The sequence below is a fragment of the Enterococcus sp. AZ015 genome, from assembly GCF_050499225.1.
In the GTDB taxonomy this organism is placed as follows: domain Bacteria; phylum Bacillota; class Bacilli; order Lactobacillales; family Enterococcaceae; genus Enterococcus_D; species Enterococcus_D entomosocium.
Window position 1 is genome coordinate 32714 of sequence record NZ_JBMHEX010000002.1, and the last position, 17158, is coordinate 49871.

The 17158-nt window shown below is 38.5% G+C and carries 19 protein-coding genes; all 19 read right to left on the reverse strand.

Going from position 1 to position 17158, the window contains the following annotated elements; all coding sequences use genetic code 11:
- The 19 genes from IGK85_RS16770 to IGK85_RS16860 all read right to left on the reverse strand — a co-directional run bounded on the left by IGK85_RS16770 (position 1) and on the right by IGK85_RS16860 (position 17158).
- Positions 1 to 663 (reverse strand): DUF2786 domain-containing protein, encoded by a 663-nt coding sequence (locus IGK85_RS16770; protein WP_429972358.1) that lies wholly within the window; start codon positions 661 to 663, stop codon positions 1 to 3.
- Positions 664 to 761: 98 nt separating this feature from the next.
- Positions 762 to 941: a hypothetical protein gene (locus IGK85_RS16775; RefSeq protein WP_429972359.1), complete on the reverse strand. Its 180-nt coding sequence runs from the start codon at positions 939 to 941 to the stop codon at positions 762 to 764.
- 93 nt (positions 942 to 1034) lie between these two features.
- Positions 1035 to 1364: a hypothetical protein gene (locus IGK85_RS16780; protein ID WP_207490841.1), complete on the reverse strand. Its 330-nt coding sequence runs from the start codon at positions 1362 to 1364 to the stop codon at positions 1035 to 1037.
- Between the two features lie 44 nt (positions 1365 to 1408).
- Positions 1409 to 1612 carry a hypothetical protein gene (locus IGK85_RS16785; RefSeq protein ID WP_086373464.1) on the reverse strand — a complete coding sequence of 68 codons (204 nt, stop codon included), beginning with the start codon at positions 1610 to 1612 and terminating at the stop codon, positions 1409 to 1411.
- Between the two features lie 293 nt (positions 1613 to 1905).
- The gene (locus IGK85_RS16790; protein WP_271814713.1) at positions 1906 to 2658 is read right to left on the reverse strand and encodes a DNA-methyltransferase; all 753 of its coding nucleotides are present in this window, start codon (positions 2656 to 2658) and stop codon (positions 1906 to 1908) included.
- A gap of 112 nt (positions 2659 to 2770) precedes the next feature.
- Positions 2771 to 4228: a DNA (cytosine-5-)-methyltransferase gene (gene dcm / locus IGK85_RS16795; protein ID WP_429972360.1), complete on the reverse strand. Its 1458-nt coding sequence runs from the start codon at positions 4226 to 4228 to the stop codon at positions 2771 to 2773.
- A 352-nt stretch (positions 4229 to 4580) separates the two neighbouring features.
- The gene (locus IGK85_RS16800) at positions 4581 to 4724 is read right to left on the reverse strand and encodes a putative holin-like toxin (RefSeq protein ID WP_080542687.1); all 144 of its coding nucleotides are present in this window, start codon (positions 4722 to 4724) and stop codon (positions 4581 to 4583) included.
- A 227-nt stretch (positions 4725 to 4951) separates the two neighbouring features.
- Positions 4952 to 5431, reverse strand: coding sequence for a phage transcriptional regulator, ArpU family (locus tag IGK85_RS16805; protein WP_016612331.1), 480 nt, complete (start codon positions 5429 to 5431; stop codon positions 4952 to 4954).
- Between the two features lie 105 nt (positions 5432 to 5536).
- A complete protein-coding gene (gene ssb, locus IGK85_RS16810) occupies positions 5537 to 6001 on the reverse strand; it encodes a single-stranded DNA-binding protein (RefSeq protein WP_429972361.1) in 465 nt (154 codons plus the stop codon).
- Positions 5998 to 8178: a DNA topoisomerase 3 gene (locus IGK85_RS16815; RefSeq protein WP_429972362.1), complete on the reverse strand. Its 2181-nt coding sequence runs from the start codon at positions 8176 to 8178 to the stop codon at positions 5998 to 6000. Before IGK85_RS16815 ends, ssb begins: the two co-directional genes overlap by 4 nt.
- Positions 8179 to 8237: 59 nt before the next feature.
- Positions 8238 to 8651, reverse strand: coding sequence for a CPBP family intramembrane glutamic endopeptidase (locus IGK85_RS16820; protein WP_272017728.1), 414 nt, complete (start codon positions 8649 to 8651; stop codon positions 8238 to 8240).
- A 13-nt stretch (positions 8652 to 8664) separates the two neighbouring features.
- Positions 8665 to 11697, reverse strand: a complete 3033-nt coding sequence (locus IGK85_RS16825) for a DUF3991 domain-containing protein (RefSeq protein WP_429972363.1) — start codon at positions 11695 to 11697, stop codon at positions 8665 to 8667.
- Positions 11698 to 12217: 520 nt separating this feature from the next.
- Entirely contained in the window at positions 12218 to 12409 is a 192-nt protein-coding gene (locus tag IGK85_RS16830; RefSeq protein WP_207490835.1) for a hypothetical protein, read from the reverse strand.
- A gap of 16 nt (positions 12410 to 12425) precedes the next feature.
- Positions 12426 to 13937: a MobP2 family relaxase gene (gene mobP2, locus IGK85_RS16835; RefSeq protein ID WP_429972364.1), complete on the reverse strand. Its 1512-nt coding sequence runs from the start codon at positions 13935 to 13937 to the stop codon at positions 12426 to 12428.
- A 17-nt stretch (positions 13938 to 13954) separates the two neighbouring features.
- Positions 13955 to 14227, reverse strand: coding sequence for a hypothetical protein (locus tag IGK85_RS16840; RefSeq protein ID WP_428214247.1), 273 nt, complete (start codon positions 14225 to 14227; stop codon positions 13955 to 13957).
- Between the two features lie 300 nt (positions 14228 to 14527).
- On the reverse strand, positions 14528 to 14971 hold the full coding sequence (locus IGK85_RS16845) for a hypothetical protein (RefSeq protein ID WP_429972365.1): 444 nt from the start codon (positions 14969 to 14971) through the stop codon (positions 14528 to 14530).
- A gap of 56 nt (positions 14972 to 15027) precedes the next feature.
- Positions 15028 to 15900 (reverse strand): hypothetical protein, encoded by an 873-nt coding sequence (locus IGK85_RS16850; RefSeq protein ID WP_429972366.1) that lies wholly within the window; start codon positions 15898 to 15900, stop codon positions 15028 to 15030.
- A complete protein-coding gene (locus tag IGK85_RS16855) occupies positions 15900 to 16115 on the reverse strand; it encodes a hypothetical protein (RefSeq protein ID WP_429972406.1) in 216 nt (71 codons plus the stop codon). The genes IGK85_RS16850 and IGK85_RS16855 overlap by 1 nt, the downstream gene beginning before the upstream one ends.
- 377 nt (positions 16116 to 16492) lie before the next feature.
- A complete protein-coding gene (locus tag IGK85_RS16860) occupies positions 16493 to 17158 on the reverse strand; it encodes a hypothetical protein (protein ID WP_429972367.1) in 666 nt (221 codons plus the stop codon).

The following is a 17158-nucleotide window of genomic DNA, read 5'->3' on the forward strand; positions in this document are numbered from 1 at the left end:
TTAAGCACCTAATCGATCCTTATCCTTAAAATGGACACCTTCTGCATAACCGGAGTAAAATGCTTCCCGATCCCTCACGTTGTGAGAGGTATCTTTACCAGGTACCAGTCCAATTTTTTCGACTTCAGCCTGAACCACTTCAGGTACCTGCAAAGCCAATTCATAACCGTTTGTCAGCACTTGTTTTCGAAATGTTTCCGACAAACCTTTCAAGTATCCTTCCAAATAGTCTTGTTTTAACTGCCATTTCCGTTTGTATTTTCGTCTGATCTCAGGCATCTGAAGAAACTGCCTTGCACAATAGCTGGCACTACCACGGGCGTACTCAAACGTGATTTGAGCAATTTGTACATCGGACACGATCCCAACAAAGTGAAGTTCAATCGGTTTTCCGGACTGATAATAATACCGGACACGAAAATTTTTAGCAATGATCCTCGCTAATCGGTAAAGCCATTTTTGTGGCCGGCCTTCATAAATCACCGTATTGATCACTACTTCTGACTTTTGTTCTTGCTTATAATGAAAAACGTCTGATTCATCGATATTGTGCTGAAGCATCAACTCTTGTGCTTTTGCTAAAGCTGACATCGATTCCTCGTCATTGGCATCATTGGCAAGAGCTAATAATTTTACGATTTTCTTTTTGGCTTTTTCATCCATTAGATCTCACCTTTTGTCTGATTTTAGTTTACCACGTATTGGATAACGGTTTCACTGATAAGTGATAGCACTTCAATGAAATAGAAAATAAAGTGCGGTCACTTTCTGAGCGCAGGAATCTCAAATCCCGCTTTTTCTTGCTCAAGCAACATATCTAAAGCGATACACATTAATTTCGATTCACTTTTCTTGTACTTGGTGTTCAAGTGCTTCAGCCCCTGCTTACTCTTTTCATTAAGCGTTACAGGAAGACGCGTATTTCCTTTTGCAATGGCCATAACTCACTCTCCTTCATTGAAACGATCATAGATTTAATCAAAGACGCAGCGAGAGTGAAACCACACTCGCTTTATCTTTGAATTGACTCTTTTCTACTGATTGTTTTTCATGACTTCCTTTGCTTCTTTCGTAAGGGGAAAGACTTTTGCAACAGCCATGCCACAAGGAATTGCTCCTACAGCTTCCTCACAAATGACACCAGCTGCTATCAGTACCTCTTCAATGCCCGTATTTTCAGACCACCCTTTGATTGCGACGAAATCTTGTTTGATTCCGGTACTCGTGTTCACCGTGGCCGTGGCAATCAGCTCTTCTTCAGACTGACCTCTTCTTTTCTTAACCAGTTGAATCGCTACATTGTTATTATCTTCATAGTGATCAAATATCACAGTACATTTTTTCTTATTTAAAACGGCGTTCATTATTTTTCCTCCTAGAGACAAGGAGTTACAAGATCAAGCTCTGATTATTCAGTGGTTTCTTCTTTTAATTGATCCGCAAGTTTTGTAAGCTTGGCGGCATTATCAAATCGCATTCTTTCTATAGAAGACCTTTTATGAGCAAGATCTGCAACAGTTGTTGCGGCAACTCCTGATTTTTTTTGAATTTCATACAATGATTTTCCACTTTCAAAAAGCAACCATTCTATCTTATCTTTATCTGCGTACATCTTTTTTCCTCCTGAAAGGAGTATGACAATTTAAACTTGCCACTACTCACAATTATGGTATATTTTGAGTAGTAGCATTCCCGTCAAAGGATTTGTTACTTGCACTTGTTCTGACCCACTCAGAATAAGTGCTTTTTTGATTTTTCAGTAGTGATCCCTCCCTTTTTTATTCGTATACCGGATCTTCAGATAGTTATAGATCCTTTCTAAAAATCAAATATATCGGTATACCGTTGTATTTATTATACCACGGTATACCGATAATGACAATCTATTATCGTCTTTTTTTTATTTTATTCGAAAAGATCCAGCTGGGTCACATTGTTTTGAATCCGATCGATTGCTTTCGTGTAGTACTCGGCATTTGTTTCAAAACCGATAAAGTGACGTTCTGTATTTAGACAAGCAACCGCCGTCGTGCCACTTCCCATGCAGTTGTCTAATATGAGATCTCCTTTCTTAGTGTATGTTTTAACCAGGTATTCCAATAGACTCACTGGTTTTTGAGTTGGATGGAAAGTGTGCATTGATTCTTTATCAAAACGCAAAATATTGTTCGGATAACCTGTGTATTCCTGGACATACGCTTTTTCTGCTAAGGATTCTGACTGATAAATCGACCCTTCCGTGGTGTTTCTGACTCTTATCTTAGGTTGTTGGATCCGTTGCAATCCTTGAGGATAATAGATAGCAGATCCTTTGGAAAATACAGAGATCGTTTCCACTGATCTCATCGGCTGTTTTTTCGCAAATGCAAAGCCGGTCGCCGTATTTTTCATCCAATACCAATCATACTTGTAATCCTTGAAGTTACTCATTCGCAGTTGAGTAGAAAAAGGTTCTGCACCAAATAAAACGATCGCACCTTCAGGTTTTATGACTCGCAAATACTGCTTCCATAAGCGATCCCAAGGCAAGATACTATCCCATGCACAAGCTGTCGTTCCATACGGTAAATCACAAATGATCGCATCGATCGAATCATCTGGTATTCTATTCATTCCTTCTAAACAATCTTCAAAATAAATCGTATCTTTTTGAATCATTTGGTTCATCCTAACGATTCAGGCCTAAATCTTTTATTCAAGTCTTGATACGTTTATTCTACTGATTGATTTGTTGGGTCAATATCCGTTTTTGTTGTCAAAAAAGTTGATTTTAGCCAATTTGAAAGTGTTTTGCTATGAAATAAATGACTGATACAGTAACCGAATTTCCAGCTTGTTTGTACAGCTGACTGTCCGAAGTTTTTTGATCGTATCTGCAGTTATAGTGATCAAGCCCATGACTGATTATTTCTTCAGCGATCTGCCTATTACCGAATTTCGCTGCCAAAAAGGCCCAATCAGGAAACGACTGCAGTCGCCAACATTCAAGTGGTGTTAGTTTCCGGATCTGAAAATCATCGGTTACTACGGCTTGCTGATCACCTGTAACGACGGTATTTGCTTGCTGATTTCCAACACGTCCCCGACGTTTTGTAGATTTAGGATAAGCGAAATTAATACTATCGCCTGGTAGTGCTGCAGTATAGCCTTTTTTCGTGGCTTCTTTCACCAGTATTTTGGGTTCGTGGCCGCCACCACTCATGGTGGTAAGTGTAGGGCATAGCCCTTCTACGGAATGGATCGCTGCAGCTGATCGATAGGAACCATCGATCGACCCTGCCACGATAATTCCGTGACGATCTTGTGTGGTTAAGGTAAACATCGGCGCTTCATTTTCCTTCATTCTACGGCCGTTTTGACGAACAGTAGCTTTATCTGGCGTTAGGATCGGGATCGCAATTTTATTTCCTTCTCCTTTGTTTGTGGTGATCGTAGGACTAAGTCCTGAAGCGTCATACACTTGGCCATTCATTCCGCCACCGCTTGGATTGACGTTGCCAACAACGATTTGTTTCGGTGTTTTGTAGTCCGTTGCGGTCAAAGTCCCCATCAGACCGTCCGTATAGTACGTTCTTTCTCGTGTAAATCGACTTAAATCATTCGCTGCATGTGTCGTTCCAGCTAAATGGATCCTTCCTGATTTTTGATCAGCTGATCCTTCTTCTCTTGTGAGAGGAAAAATCTTTTTGGTACCTGCTCCTCTAAGATGTCCGATAATAAATACACGCTCTCTGTTTTGGGCGACAAACTCTTTGCTGTTAAACAGTTGCCATTCCACGTCATACCCCAATTCATCCAGGGTTCGGAGGATCGTCTCAAACGTAGCCCCTCGTTCATGGTTGAGGAGTCCTTTGACGTTTTCAAGGTATAAAAGCTTAGGTCGCAAGATAGATGCGAAGCGTGCAATCTCAAAAAAGAGAGTTCCTCTAGTATCTGAAAAACCTTTTCTTTTTCCTGCAAGGCTGAAAGCTTGGCACGGAAATCCTCCCGTGATAATGTCCACACGTCCGATTCCTCGAATAAATTCATCTGAAAGTTTTGTGATATCATGCATTTCTACCTCCTGTTTTGTGTCAAAAATTGATTGATAACTTTTTCTGGCATGGCCATCGATCTCACAATACCCAACACATCGAAAGCCAGCTTGTTCCATCCCTAAACGAAATCCTCCGATTCCTGAAAAAAGATCTAAAAAGGTGCCTTTATTTTCTGTTGTACCATTTTCCATTGTTCACTCAGTTTCTTCATGCGCATGAAAGGTATTTCAAGTACCTGATGGATTAAGAATACCGAGATAATGGTTGGTTAAATTTCGGAACAATGGTGGTGCTTAGACCTTTTTTAAGAAAGAAAAGCGATCTTTTTTGCCCTCCACGTTCCAGCCGCCTCCACCACTTAGGAGGGCAAAAAAAATAGACGTGCAAGGCACGTCTGTAGAGCAAAAGGTTGATATTTCACTAAAATATTGCTATAATTACTATGTAAAGAGGAGTTGCGCTAACAACTCCCCTACAGCACCGTTTAAGACGGTGGCAGATATTTAAGTTAAAAAATAACCGCTGACCTGCTAAAGCTGACGGTTATTTTTTTTTGTCATTTTTCACTGCTGTTAGGATGCCAAAGATGATCGTTGCGATTAAAGAACCGAAACTAATCATTAGCCCTAATGCTTCAGCTACAGACAAAAGACTTCTCCTTTCTAAAGAGTGAACACTTACTTTCATAAGCATCACCACCTTTCAAAAGATAGCCACCGTCACAAACTTTACTGTACTTATATTATACCATACCCCACGCTAAAAACCTAGATTTATCAAGGCTTTTAGCGTTTTTTTATGTCTAAATTCGAGTGAAATGCTTGTTCCTTCAGTCGCTCCAGCCACCACCACCGCTCCTTCAGAAACCGTGTTGCTGACACAACCCGAAGTGATCGATAGAAAAAATATTAGGATCAGGCAGAGATTTCTTGTTCTTTTAAAGCCAGGATAGACAAAGCATTCGCAAACTGCAGTAAACCGGATTGAGAATCATCGACGATCACATTTTTCTGATAATGGATCCGATCACTCACGTGATTGATTGATAATCCGTAGACAAAACGCATCAAAAAAATCTTTCGTCTCCGATCGGTGATTTCTGGTTTATATGGATGGCTAATGGCCGTCAGACCCAAAGAAAACAAGTGGTGAAAATAAAGAAACTCTTGTTTGAACTGCTGATTTTCTTGAACAAAGCTAGAGTGTTTGATTTCTGGTATATCTTGGTCTAAGAGCGAATAAGTTGAATGGATCGGCGGCATCCTCGTCAATCCCATCCTTTCTCTTGAAACAAGATAACTAGAGAGCATCGATCCAATCTCTCCTTTGGTTTTTTCCCAATCGATCACCTCTTTTTCAGGTAATTCAAATTGGTGAACATCAAATAATCGCACATTATTCCTCTTTTCATGATAGGTGATACAAACAGTTGTCGTTTGAACCTGAATTTTATATCAAAAAAGACCTGGGGTTTCCAGGTCTTTTTTCGTCTTTGTATCTCAAAATGGTAAATCATCATCTGATAAATCGATGGCCGAACTGCTTTGTGCAAATGGATCCGTTTCTTGTTTAGGTAGCGGCGGCGGTGTCGGTTTGCTTTTTTCAGCTGTTTCGTTGGTCTCATTCGCACGCTGCTCAGACACCTCTTTTGATTCCATTAATTGAAACGTCTCTGCTACGACTTCTGTGACGTACACTCGCTGCCCTTGTGGGTTATCGTAAGATCTTGTTTGAATACGTCCAGTCACGCCGAGAAGCGTCCCTTTCTTGGCGTAATTGGCAAGGGTTTCGGCTGGTTTACGCCAAATGACACAATTTATGAAGTCAGCGTCTCTTTGACCGCTTTGATTGGTAAAATTTCGATTCACGGCCAAAGTGAACGTGGCCACTGCAGCACCGTTCGGTGTAAATTTTAATTCTGGATCTCTCGTTAATCTTCCTACTAATACGACGTTATTGATCATGCTTTATTCCCTACTTTCTTTGCTTTTTTTGGCGCATTGACAAATGATACAAAAGTGATCTGTCCCGTATCGCTCAACTTGATTTTTGCATTATAGGTCGTCTTATCTGCCTTTTTGATTCCTGAAACCACGGTTTCTTTCCCGACTAACAAATCCTTCAGATTGGTTTTCGTCAATTTTTTCTTCCGGAACTGATCAGATAACGTAAACGTACAGTTGGGATAATTCGAACAACCGTAGAAAGACTTTTTCAACACCACATTTCCGCCACATTTCGGACATTTACCGATCGTCTGCTTATCAGCTTCTTTTTGGACTTCCGCTTGGTAGGTATGGAAATTCAACTTCTGAACATCACCTGGCACGTGTTCGATCAAATGCACGATAAATTTCTTGATATTGGCAATAAAAGTCTCTTGATTCCCTTCTTTTTTCCCGATTTTCTTTAAGTACGCTTCCCATTTTGCCGTCATTTCAGCACTCGTCAATAAGTGCTGGCTTTCGACTGCCTGACACAATAATTTTCCTTTTTCGGTAACGATCAATTTATTTTTTTCTACTTTGATATATTCTTTTTGCTTCAGTGTTTCAATAATATTCGCTCGTGTCGCTTCGGTACCGATACCTTCGATTTCCTGAAGGATCTTGATCGCTTCTTCATCGTCTACGGTCTTGTTAGCCGTCATCATAGCTACAAGTAAGGTACCTTCAGTAAATGGTTTCGGTGGCTGCGTCTCTTTCGCCACGCTTTTAACATCTGCTTGAATCGCTTCACCGATCATCACAGCTGGCAATGTTTGGCTCTCTTCGTTTTCCTTGTTGGTATCGGCTTTGAATAAGATCTTCCATCCCTCGACTTTTGGCACTTTTCCCGTCGCTTTGAAACAAAGAGCTGATACGTTGGTTTCTATCACAGTTTCTTCATAAGCGTAATCAGGTAGAAACATAGCGATTGTTGTTTTCATGACTAATAAGTAAATCTTTTTCTGTAAATCATCCAGCCGATCAAACGTCGCTTGGCTTGCAACTTGTTTTGTAGGGATAATGGCATGATGCTCTTGCACCTTACTGCCATCGACATATCGCTTTCTAGGCTGATCTTGTGCCATAGGTTCATCTATGGATAGAAAGCGGGCGTAACTGTCATAATTTGCTTTTAGATACTGAAATTCACTGTCTGTAATAAAGGGGCTGTCTGTCCTTGGGTAACTCAACAATTTTGCTTCGTACAGTCCTTGCATGGCTTTCAACGTCTGAATAGCTGTTGCTTTATACAGCTGATTGATTTTTGACTGCAGGCTGCTCAATGAGAACAAATTGGGACTATTCGTTTTCTTCATTTTGGTTTGAAGGTCTTTGATCGTGCCTGGTTGTGTCCCGATTGCAGCGCCCTTAGAAGAAACAAAGGAAAGTAGCTCCTCTTTAGTAGAAAAACGTTGTGACGGGCTTAATAGGGCTTTGAACGAGCCATTTTTTGTATTGATCAATGATTCAATTTCATAAAAGGGTTCTTTTTTGAAATTCTCGATCAGTTGTTGGCGTTGATAGATCATGTAAAGCGTTGGTGTTTGAACACGTCCCAAAGAAAACGTACCTTTAACTCCTTGTGCCTGAAGGCTTAATGTGTAAAGCATACTGGCGTTCATTCCGATCAACCAGTCAGCGATTTGCCGTGTCTGTGCTTCTTGATAGGCGGGTATATCCTCAGCGCCTTCTTTTAAATGTTTAAATCCATCTAATATCACATCTTTTTCCAAACTATTGATCCATAGGCGTTTGTAGGTCTTATTTTTGTTAAATGCGTTTGCCTTATGGATAATACTCCATGCTATATTACTTCCTTCACGATCGCTATCTGTTGCAATAATGATCGTATCTGCTTTCTTTAGCAGTCCAGAAACGATCTTAAATTGTTTTTTCTTGTCAGCTGCGACCTGAAAATCGTATTGTTGCGGAAAGATAGGCAATGCATCCAATGCCCAATTCCTCCATTTTTCATCATAATGTCCTGGCTCTGCTAATTCGACCAAATGACCGAAGGCAAACGTGATAAAGGTCTCATCTGAAAAAAGTGGATCCTGGATCTCAAAAAAGCCATCTTTTTTTACGCTATGTTTTAACGCACTAGCATAGTCAGCTGCTTGATTTGGTTTTTCTGCTAAAATTACGGTAGTCAATACGTACACACCTCTTTTTTTGATTGATAATCAGTATAACTAAAAATGGTTTAAATTTCTTATAAACCAGGAATCAGGGCGATAAAATTATAAGCACTATGAACGATCATCGATCCATAGGCTTTTTTTGTTTTGAGAGCAACCCAGGAATAGACCAGGCTGTTTAAAAAATAGGGCAGTAGAAAAACCTGCCCATGTAAAACAGAAAAAATGAAACTAGAGAAAAAGACTGCCGCTGGCAAATTCGTTCGTCGAATCAAAAAAGGCAATAGTTTGACCCGTATCAAGTATTCTTCAATGATCGGTGCCAATACAATAGAGAACGTTGCGGCAGAAATGGAAATTCCGTGTCTTGCTTCAGGAAGTCTAGGAAGATACGTTGAAAAAAATTGTTCGCCGATCCACATACTAAGAAGGGACAGCACAACGGCCATCCCTATTCCCTGAATGATTGTAAAAATCATTCGTTTCATCATTTCACCTTCTTTATAAACTCAATGCGGCTTCAGATTCGAGAGACTTTTTTCTTGGATTCTCGCCCTCGTTCACTTGATAGACCAACTCATTGTTCCAATCCCATTTTTGTGTTTCTTGTCCGATCGGAGCTTGCGGAAACTCTGCTTGAAATTCAATCGGTTGTTTTTCTTTTTGATTGTAGGTGAATTTTTCAAATCTCTCCAAAAATTCTTTCCCAGAATTATCATTATCGACACAGAAGGATATTTCTTCAACTCCTGAAGGCGCTACACGCTGTGACTCTTCAAGATAATAGTAGACCGTTTCCGGCTTCAACCCCTCCATAGAGACAAACCAGGTATCCTGCAGATCAGATTTATTTAGTGTCATATAGCTCATAAGATCAACGCCAGCTTCAAAGAATTTCAACCGTTTAGGTTCGCCATTTCTAACGTTAAATCCAACAAAATTATCGGAACCTGGTTCGATTTTTCTCCAGGTTGAGTCTTTGATCGTTCCCTTTTCACTGTTTCCACAGATTTCCCCTTGATTATTCCAAATCAATACTAGGTTATTACGTTTATCTTGTCGTAAAAACCCTTTGTTATGAAGAACATTGACAAGCTCTTCATCAATGCAGCGTTCCTCTATTAAATATTTTTTTGCTCGAACAAAAGGCCGTTCATTTTCTTTATCATATTTGTAGTCAATTTTTTCTTCTGGTACAAATTCCGTTGCGTCATAATCATTGTCTGTAATATGTCTAACGGCTTCTTTAAAGTCCTTAATTCCAACAATCTTTTGGACAAAATCAATCGGCCCTCCGCCAAAATGTCCATTATTTTCAATAAACAAATTTTTGGGGGCTGTAATAACTACAGAATGATTGTCTGCAATACGATATTGTTTGGCAGAATCTTTTTTTAAGTCAATGCCATTTTTATGAGCGATATCTAGGATCGATACCGTCTTCGCAAAAGCAATCTGTTCCGAGAACGTTTTGTACGTCTTTTGTGATTTGGTCAGCTTTTGTTTTTCTACCGTGGGCGCGTGCTCTTGTTCTTTTTGTTCCAATTCTTGTTGGATCACCAGTTGCGTGTCGATCTGTTCAATCATTTGGCGAGAGAACACTTTCACCTCTTCCATTTGAGCCAATTTATCCTCAACGGTCTGTCCATTCTTTGTCCAAGCCGCAATATACGGAATCGATTCTTCTTTCGTATCAATGCCGTAATGGTGGGCAACGATGTACGCAGCCAGCTCCGCTTGAAATTCTTTGACTGAGCTAGAATAAGTCGAATTACTCGCTTTTGAGTGAAGTTTTGCATGTGCCAATTCGTGGATCATGGTTGGCACTTGTTCTGCTTGTGTAAACCGAGGATTCATGAAAAGCATTTCTGAGCCATCGATACCCTGACCATATGCCCCTTTTGCAGTTCCTAACACTGGCGTAACAGTCGTTAGATCATCAATGATCGTTAGGCCTTCTGATAAGGCATAGGTTTCTAATGATTGGTATAACAGTTTTGTGTTTGTGGCCTTCGTCAAATCAAAGTTATAAGGACGATTAGGGAAAATTTTCGGCAGATCATCAGCTGTGGCCGTCGTCTGACTAATATCAAAGACCGGTACGTTTTTGAATGCTCTTCTTTCCTCCGTTTTCAATTCTCCTTTGAGAATCTTCTCTTTTTGTAGCTTGGTGGCTTTCGATAATGACTGTGACCGTCCCTGTTCATTGATAAAACATTTATAAGTTGTTGGCGCCAAAACCCGTATGGCTTTTTCTCCCTTTCGAATAAAAAAGCCAGCTTCTTTGAATTTTTTCGCACCGGCAACAGCGTGGGCATGCGGTAATTGATTTTGGATCAATGCCGTATTTTTTAGTGAGTAATTGTAAAACTTACTCATAAACGCACCTAATTCTAAGACGTCTTCCGGATCATCAAAATGATTCTTGATATTTTCCATGGCGTCTTTGACGAGTTGGTCTGTTTCTTTTTTTAGTTCATCGGCTGATTTTCTCTTTTTAACTGCATCATTTTTTCCTGAGTTCACGCCTTCTTTTGGACGTTCGTTTGTTACGGCATTTGTCTTATCTTGTGCAGCTAACGATTCGAGCTTTTTATAATAGTCTTGGTTACTATTGACCCCGTCCCCGACGTCTAAACGAAACGCATCGACGATTTCTCCATCTTTAATTTCCTGAAAGTAAAATTTGTAATACCCACTTTCCATTGGTCGATCTAAACGTTTGATTTCTTCGATCAAAGGTTGTGAAACGATCTCTCCTTCAAAATTACGAATGCTTTCCGACCCCTCATTAAATTCCACTCGGTAGAAATGGTTCAAGGCAGCTTCTTGATCTTTTGTAGCATTGGGTATTTCTTCAGTGTTAAATTTTAGTTCGCTTAAAATATCAGAAATGACCGACTGTTCTGCTTCCGTTTTTGCCGCATACCGTTGAGAAGGTTCGAATGTTCCCGCCTCCGTTAATTCAACGGCCAGTTTTCGATAGCCTTTTACAAAGTAGATCATTGGATTTTTTTTCCATTGTGTCAGACGTCCACTTTCAATCATTTTTTGCGCTTGTTCATTCATATGTTTATCCGCCCTTTCTGATCGACGCTTCAATTCTTCTAACTCCACCAGTTGCTTTTCGTATTTCCGAATTGTTGCGGCCGAATACATCGAGTTTCCTTGCTTTGCTTGTTCGATTTCTGCTTTGATCATTGGAATATTATCAACGCTCATGATTAAACCGCCTTGATTATTTAGGCCGAGTTCTTTGCGTTCCTTTTGGTGTTCCAGCATCGAGATTCGTTCCTCTTGTGCTTCTATTTCACGAAGCAAAGTTCTAGCCCTACCTTCCAGCTGCTCTTGCCTATTAAAAAAAGATCGGCCATTTGCTTTGTCATTCATCGGCTGACCGTTTGTTTGTGCTTGATGGTCAAAGACTCTTGAAATTTGCGCACTGTACTCTCTCTTCAGACGTTCCAACTTTCTTTTTGCTCTTGCTAATCGACTATTGTCCGTTTCTTGTCGATCATTGTCCTGTTGTTCCATCAACTTTCCCTCCAAAAAAAGACCGGCTTTCGCCGATCTTCTTTTTTTATTCTGTTTACTATTTGAAAGCGGCTCTATCAATTTTGAAATTAATCTATCAGTTTCCTTGAAATAAGAAAGTTTAAACTTTACATATATTTTTCTTGCACAAGGATTAGCTCTTATTGCATATGATAAAATTTATTTAACAGTTTAAAAATAAAAACTATTTAAAGAAAGTTGGCGATAATAATGGGATTTTGGTATTTTTTAACGTTAGCTGTTGGCATAACTTTGTTGATCATAAGTGTTTCAAATAAAGAAGTATCTAGATCAACCAAATTTGTAATAGCCTGTTTTGTTTTAGGGATCTTGTTAGTCATAGGTAGTCTACTTTTATTTTTACCAGGCAGCTCTTCGATTATTGAGCAATTACTTCAACTAAATTAGCTTCGTTTATTAAAAGCCGACTTTCTAAAAAAAGAAAATCGGTTTTTATTTGTACTGGTCGAAAAAAATTTTTCTACAGCCGGTTTTGACCTTACTTTAGATCCAGCTGAACGATCAACGGCTCCCCTTCTTGCGTTGCTTCATTCAACATTAAAGAATAAACATCGGCATCCTCTTTCGTGATACGTACCTGTTGCGCACTCATTTCGCCAGCACCCACTTCTTGAATACGCATCGTTTGGTTCTCTGGATCCACGCTATTGATAAAGTAATAATTTTCCATGACTTTCCTCTTTCTCCTAATTGAATAGGTCTGACTCTTGACTCATTTTTGCTTGTTCGATTTCACGTTGCAGCTTTTCAAAGGCTACTTTATTTTTGAATTGATCAAATTCATTGCTCGTCACCCGTTCCAGGTGTTTGACTTGATTTGTGACCGACCGACGATACTTAAATGATTCCTTAAATGGTTTGGTTCGCTCACTTGGATTTCCCTTTGGCGGTGATCGACTTTCATTCGTTTCCTTCCCCTTGAAGTACTCCTGTTTCATTCTATTGTATATTTCTTTGTTAGGGTTTTGTTGCCCTGATACCGAAGATCGATGGAAAGGTTTGTCTTGTGGGGAAGAATCATTTTCCTTTTTTAGTTCTTGGAGGATACTGTTTCCTAATCGATAGTAGATGCCATCCGGCCCGTACATTCGGCCATCGTAAAATGATTTTTTCTCTTTGTTAGGATCTCCCTCACCATAAGTAGCTTTCTTGAAAATGTCTTCCTCTTTTGCCAGCTGTTTGAATTCTTCAAAGTGGCCATTGTCTTTCATCAATGAATCAATCAGCTGGTTCATTGTTTCTCGACTTTCTGGCGTTAAGTTTTTACTATTCCACTTGCTTTGATTCTCCGGCAGCTGCGCTTTTAATTCCTCAAGTAACAAAACACTTTCTTTTTTTGGTGTTGCCATTTCTGTTTTTATTTCATTACGCAGACCATTTCTCAAATCATTCAATCGTTCCAATTCGCTCGATCGATCAAAAATGAGATTCGCAAAAGTGGATTTCATTTTTTCTAATGTTTCATAGGAACGTTGCCCTTTTCGTTCATAACGATTATTCTCTTTGACAAAAATCATTTCACGGGTAGGTTCGACTTCCGTCGTCGCAAAATGTACGTGAAAGTGACCCGTATTGTAATGGATCTCACCGACACTTATTGTTGATCCATTTAATTTTTCTTTCTCATAAAGAACGTTCATCATCTTTCGACCGGCCATGATCAACGGTTCCCTTTTTAATTCATTTGAATATGGATTGTATAAGCCTGCTTCAATCAATGCTTTTGTATCGAAAGTCACCACATCTTGAAACAAAACAGATTCATTTTTGTTCGCTCGATCGAATAATTCTTTGTATTGTTCAACTTCTTGTTGCGTCAAATCATCATTGTTGAAATCAAACATCCCTGTATTCAGTGACCATATTTTTTCTTGGGTTTCCTTTTGCATGATCTCGATTTGTGCTTTTGATAAAGTCGAATAATCAGCGAGACGTTTGTTGATCTCTCCTAGCGATACTCTTTCTTCATCTGTCAATTTTGATTGAGCAAGTAACGCATTTTTTCGATCCATATAATCCAAATAGCCTTCAAATGATTGACTCGAATCGTCATTCGTCATGGCCGTTTCAAAGTCAGAAAGATCTTTTTCTTGATACACTTTCTTATCTTCTCGATCCATATACTGTACATACTCAGAATCAAACGAAAGGACAAAAACGCTTATTAGGTTTATATAAGAGCCAGCAGATTGTGCCATGTGATCACCTCATTCATTTAAATGCCATCAGATTCAAATGCACGATACAAAAGCGCATTATTCGTATCAACGTATTGTTGTAGAATGTGCTTAAAATCATCCAAACTATCTTTAAGCATATCGACTTCTCTATTTTGAGATAAAAATTTTTTCATATCATCTTCAATAATCATGTTAATTAATTGATTCCTCGAGATTTTTTTTCCTGACCGCTCAGACAATTCTTTGGCTCTTCTAGTAAGATACGTTAATGTTTCATCATGCTCGAATCGAACAACAATTTCTTTCATAGTTTTCTCCTTCAGTAAGTTAAAAATAGTAATATAGATCTCTGATTGTAGGTTGTAAATTCGGATAAATAGCCCCAAGTAATGAAAGAGCATAAGGTAGATACCCCCACCTTCTGGTTAGAAGGTGGAAAATAGGCTGTGCCTATTGGGTTTTAAGAGATTTCAAAGTGATATCATTGCCTCTTTTTTTGTATTCTCCCATGAATACTACTACGACTACTCAGGTAGTCATTTTAGCTATTTTGACTACTTTGCGACTACTTTCGCTGTTACCATTTTCTTTTGAAAAAAATCCAGCTACTAGGTATTTTTGTGGAGAAACGGAGCGACCATTTCTTCGAAACTGAGTTCTTTTTTTGTATCTTCTTTGGCAACATTATTGTCTTTATTTTCCTGATTAATCTGAACTTTTTTCTTATTCTTGAACCGATAATTTTTATTTCGAACAATTTTTTTGCTCATTGTTACTGCTTCTTGATACACATCAGAAGAAAAAAGATCTTGAATTTTTGTATGATCTTGTTCTAGCTTTGCATTCGTCATTACGGACAAAACAGACAAAGAATCCAGCACTTTTTTTTCAAATGATTCTTCTCTTCGCAAACGATTTAACAAATCGATTATGATATATCGAATCAGCGCACCGTCTTTTACACTCTCATCTACGTGCAACCAGAGTTTTAATTCTTCCAACGCTTCCCTATGTTCTAGATCGATATAAACTTGTAGTTTTTCTTTTGCCATGGTATTCCACCATTCTTTATTTTTTTCTTACTAATTCGATTTAGACTACGAAAAGTTTATTTTTTTAATTCATTAATCTTTTCATTAATCAACTGAATTGTCTTTTCTATATCGGAAATCTTCGTTTGATTATCTGAAATATTCCCTTTAAATGATTCAATCGTATTCTCCAAAGTGGTGATTGAATCTTCCGTTTTTGCTAACTGCTCTCCGACTTGATATTCTTTTTCTTCAGTGAAAGAAGCAATTTTTTCTCGTGTATTTTTGATTTCTTCGACAAGAGATTTGTTCTCTTCCTCAATCACTTTTCTGTTTAGCTGCTGTAATCGGATATCATTTTCAAGTCCGCTGATTTTCAATTCAGCTTGACTTAAAGTTGAAAGATCACTTTTAACGATCGTCGATTTTTCTTGGGATCCATACAGACTAAGCGCTGATTCATCGGAATCTTTGGATCGTTTATACGTAACATCAAACCGCAAAGCGCCGAATTCATCGTCGATATTTTGTGCTAAAAGAACAAAATAATTTTCAGAAACGGGAATTACTTCTACTTTTAACGGTGTATTGATCTCTTCTTTTGTGACGACAGTTGCCTTTGTAACTGGCTCTCCATCAGATACAAGATCGACTTCTGAATCGACATAAATATCCATTCGATAACTTTTACTAACTGGTGAATATTGTTTTTTTAGTACTGTGACCTCTCCTGCATCAAAAGGAATCGGCTTTTCAACTGACGATTCCGAATACGCATTTGCTGGTTTTGATAACACAGCTTGCCCGATGATCGATAGAAATAAAAAACCAAAAGCCATTAATATTTTGGTGTATGTTTGTGTCTTCGTTCGAAAATGTTTTTGTTTTATTTTCGATTTCATTTCCTTTACTGAAGAAATAAAGTGAGAGATTTTTCCGAAAATAACCATCATTCATCCCCCTTTTTTAATTTGGTATTTGTTGCGATCAGCTCATAATGATCGATTTGATTCGAATCACTGACGTGCGCAGATGCTACATAAACAAGGACTTGATTTGAATCCAATCCTTCATATTTGAGATCAAAAACGACGAAATAGGTTTGATCATCGTTCGTATAAACACGTAGATCTTCTACGCTCATTTTGGCATCTTCATTGTCCATATCCCCAATCGATAGCTTCATTTCTTGGTTATATTCATCAGTAATCAACTTCTTTTCGTTCAACAGCGAAACACGATCTTTAATAAATGGTTCATCTTTTGTGTTGAAATAGGTCGTCACAAAGTCTTGCACAACGGCACTTTTTTCATCCGTTGATTGATTTGTTTGTTCACTTTCAACGGTTTCTGATGCCTGATTTTCAGTAGGAACAACCGTGCTGCTATTGTCCGGCTCCGAATGGTTTTCTTCAATAGATTGTTCAATTTTGGTTTCTGAAACAGCTTCTGATTGTTTGCTTGAATGCCAGATAAAGAGTCCAAAAACTCCCCAGCTAGCTAATAAACCAAGTATTAAAATACCGCTCAATCGTTGATAACTCATGATCTCAACTCCTCATTTTTATTTTCTTCTTGAAAATAGTCCATTCGATAAATACGTGGCTCATCTCCCATTTCAAATCGTATGCCATGACGCTTATAATGACCGATCAAATCTTCTTTCTCTGCTTCGTTATAAGATAGGAAGACGGCTTCTCTTTGTAGATCCTTCCATATTCGAATGACTATTTTTACAATACCTAGTCCTAAAACGAACAATAAGTATGCTGGTTGAATGATACAGGCCAAACAAAGCAACAAATAATTTACACCGCCAAACAAGAAAAAAATAAGCATATTATTTAGCACCCGAACATCCTTCAGCTTGTCTTTAGATAGAACTACAGTAAAGAAAACAGAGAAAATCATCAGTAATAAAACTAAAATTGTATAAATAAATACAATATTTTGATAGGTTACTTTTGTAATATGGCTACCCAAAATAGCATTTAGTTTACTAACTGGCAACGTGTAAATAGATAGATAGCACCCGACTAAAATGATATAGTCGATCAAAATAGATCCATTCCTCAACCATTTGTACTTCTTAAGTTGTCGATAAAGGTCTGTTTTTTTTAGTTCTTCGAACCATTTGTTTTGGATTTTAATTTGTAAATGCTCTTCTTTTAGTTCATGTTTCCACTGTTTAAAAGCTTCTTTTATCAT

Excerpts from the sequence above, each read along its gene's own strand:
- IGK85_RS16770 (WP_429972358.1), bottom strand. The coding sequence starts at position 663 with ATGGATGAAAAAGCCAAAAAGAAAATCGTAAAATTATTAGCTCTTGCC.
- IGK85_RS16775 (WP_429972359.1), bottom strand. The coding sequence starts at position 941 with ATGGCCATTGCAAAAGGAAATACGCGTCTTCCTGTAACGCTTAATGAA.
- IGK85_RS16780 (WP_207490841.1), bottom strand. The coding sequence starts at position 1,364 with ATGAACGCCGTTTTAAATAAGAAAAAATGTACTGTGATATTTGATCAC.
- IGK85_RS16785 (WP_086373464.1), bottom strand. The coding sequence starts at position 1,612 with ATGTACGCAGATAAAGATAAGATAGAATGGTTGCTTTTTGAAAGTGGA.
- IGK85_RS16790 (WP_271814713.1), bottom strand. The coding sequence starts at position 2,658 with ATGATTCAAAAAGATACGATTTATTTTGAAGATTGTTTAGAAGGAATG.
- dcm (WP_429972360.1), bottom strand. The coding sequence starts at position 4,228 with ATGGAAAATGGTACAACAGAAAATAAAGGCACCTTTTTAGATCTTTTT.
- IGK85_RS16800 (WP_080542687.1), bottom strand. The coding sequence starts at position 4,724 with ATGAAAGTAAGTGTTCACTCTTTAGAAAGGAGAAGTCTTTTGTCTGTA.
- ssb (WP_429972361.1), bottom strand. The coding sequence starts at position 6,001 with ATGATCAATAACGTCGTATTAGTAGGAAGATTAACGAGAGATCCAGAA.
- IGK85_RS16820 (WP_272017728.1), bottom strand. The coding sequence starts at position 8,651 with ATGAAACGAATGATTTTTACAATCATTCAGGGAATAGGGATGGCCGTT.
- IGK85_RS16825 (WP_429972363.1), bottom strand. The coding sequence starts at position 11,697 with ATGGAACAACAGGACAATGATCGACAAGAAACGGACAATAGTCGATTA.
- IGK85_RS16830 (WP_207490835.1), bottom strand. The coding sequence starts at position 12,409 with ATGGAAAATTATTACTTTATCAATAGCGTGGATCCAGAGAACCAAACG.
- mobP2 (WP_429972364.1), bottom strand. The coding sequence starts at position 13,937 with ATGGCACAATCTGCTGGCTCTTATATAAACCTAATAAGCGTTTTTGTC.
- IGK85_RS16840 (WP_428214247.1), bottom strand. The coding sequence starts at position 14,227 with ATGAAAGAAATTGTTGTTCGATTCGAGCATGATGAAACATTAACGTAT.
- IGK85_RS16845 (WP_429972365.1), bottom strand. The coding sequence starts at position 14,971 with ATGGCAAAAGAAAAACTACAAGTTTATATCGATCTAGAACATAGGGAA.
- IGK85_RS16850 (WP_429972366.1), bottom strand. The coding sequence starts at position 15,900 with ATGGTTATTTTCGGAAAAATCTCTCACTTTATTTCTTCAGTAAAGGAA.
- IGK85_RS16855 (WP_429972406.1), bottom strand. The coding sequence starts at position 16,115 with ATGGACAATGAAGATGCCAAAATGAGCGTAGAAGATCTACGTGTTTAT.
- IGK85_RS16860 (WP_429972367.1), bottom strand. The coding sequence starts at position 17,158 with ATGATAAAAGAAGCTTTTAAACAGTGGAAACATGAACTAAAAGAAGAG.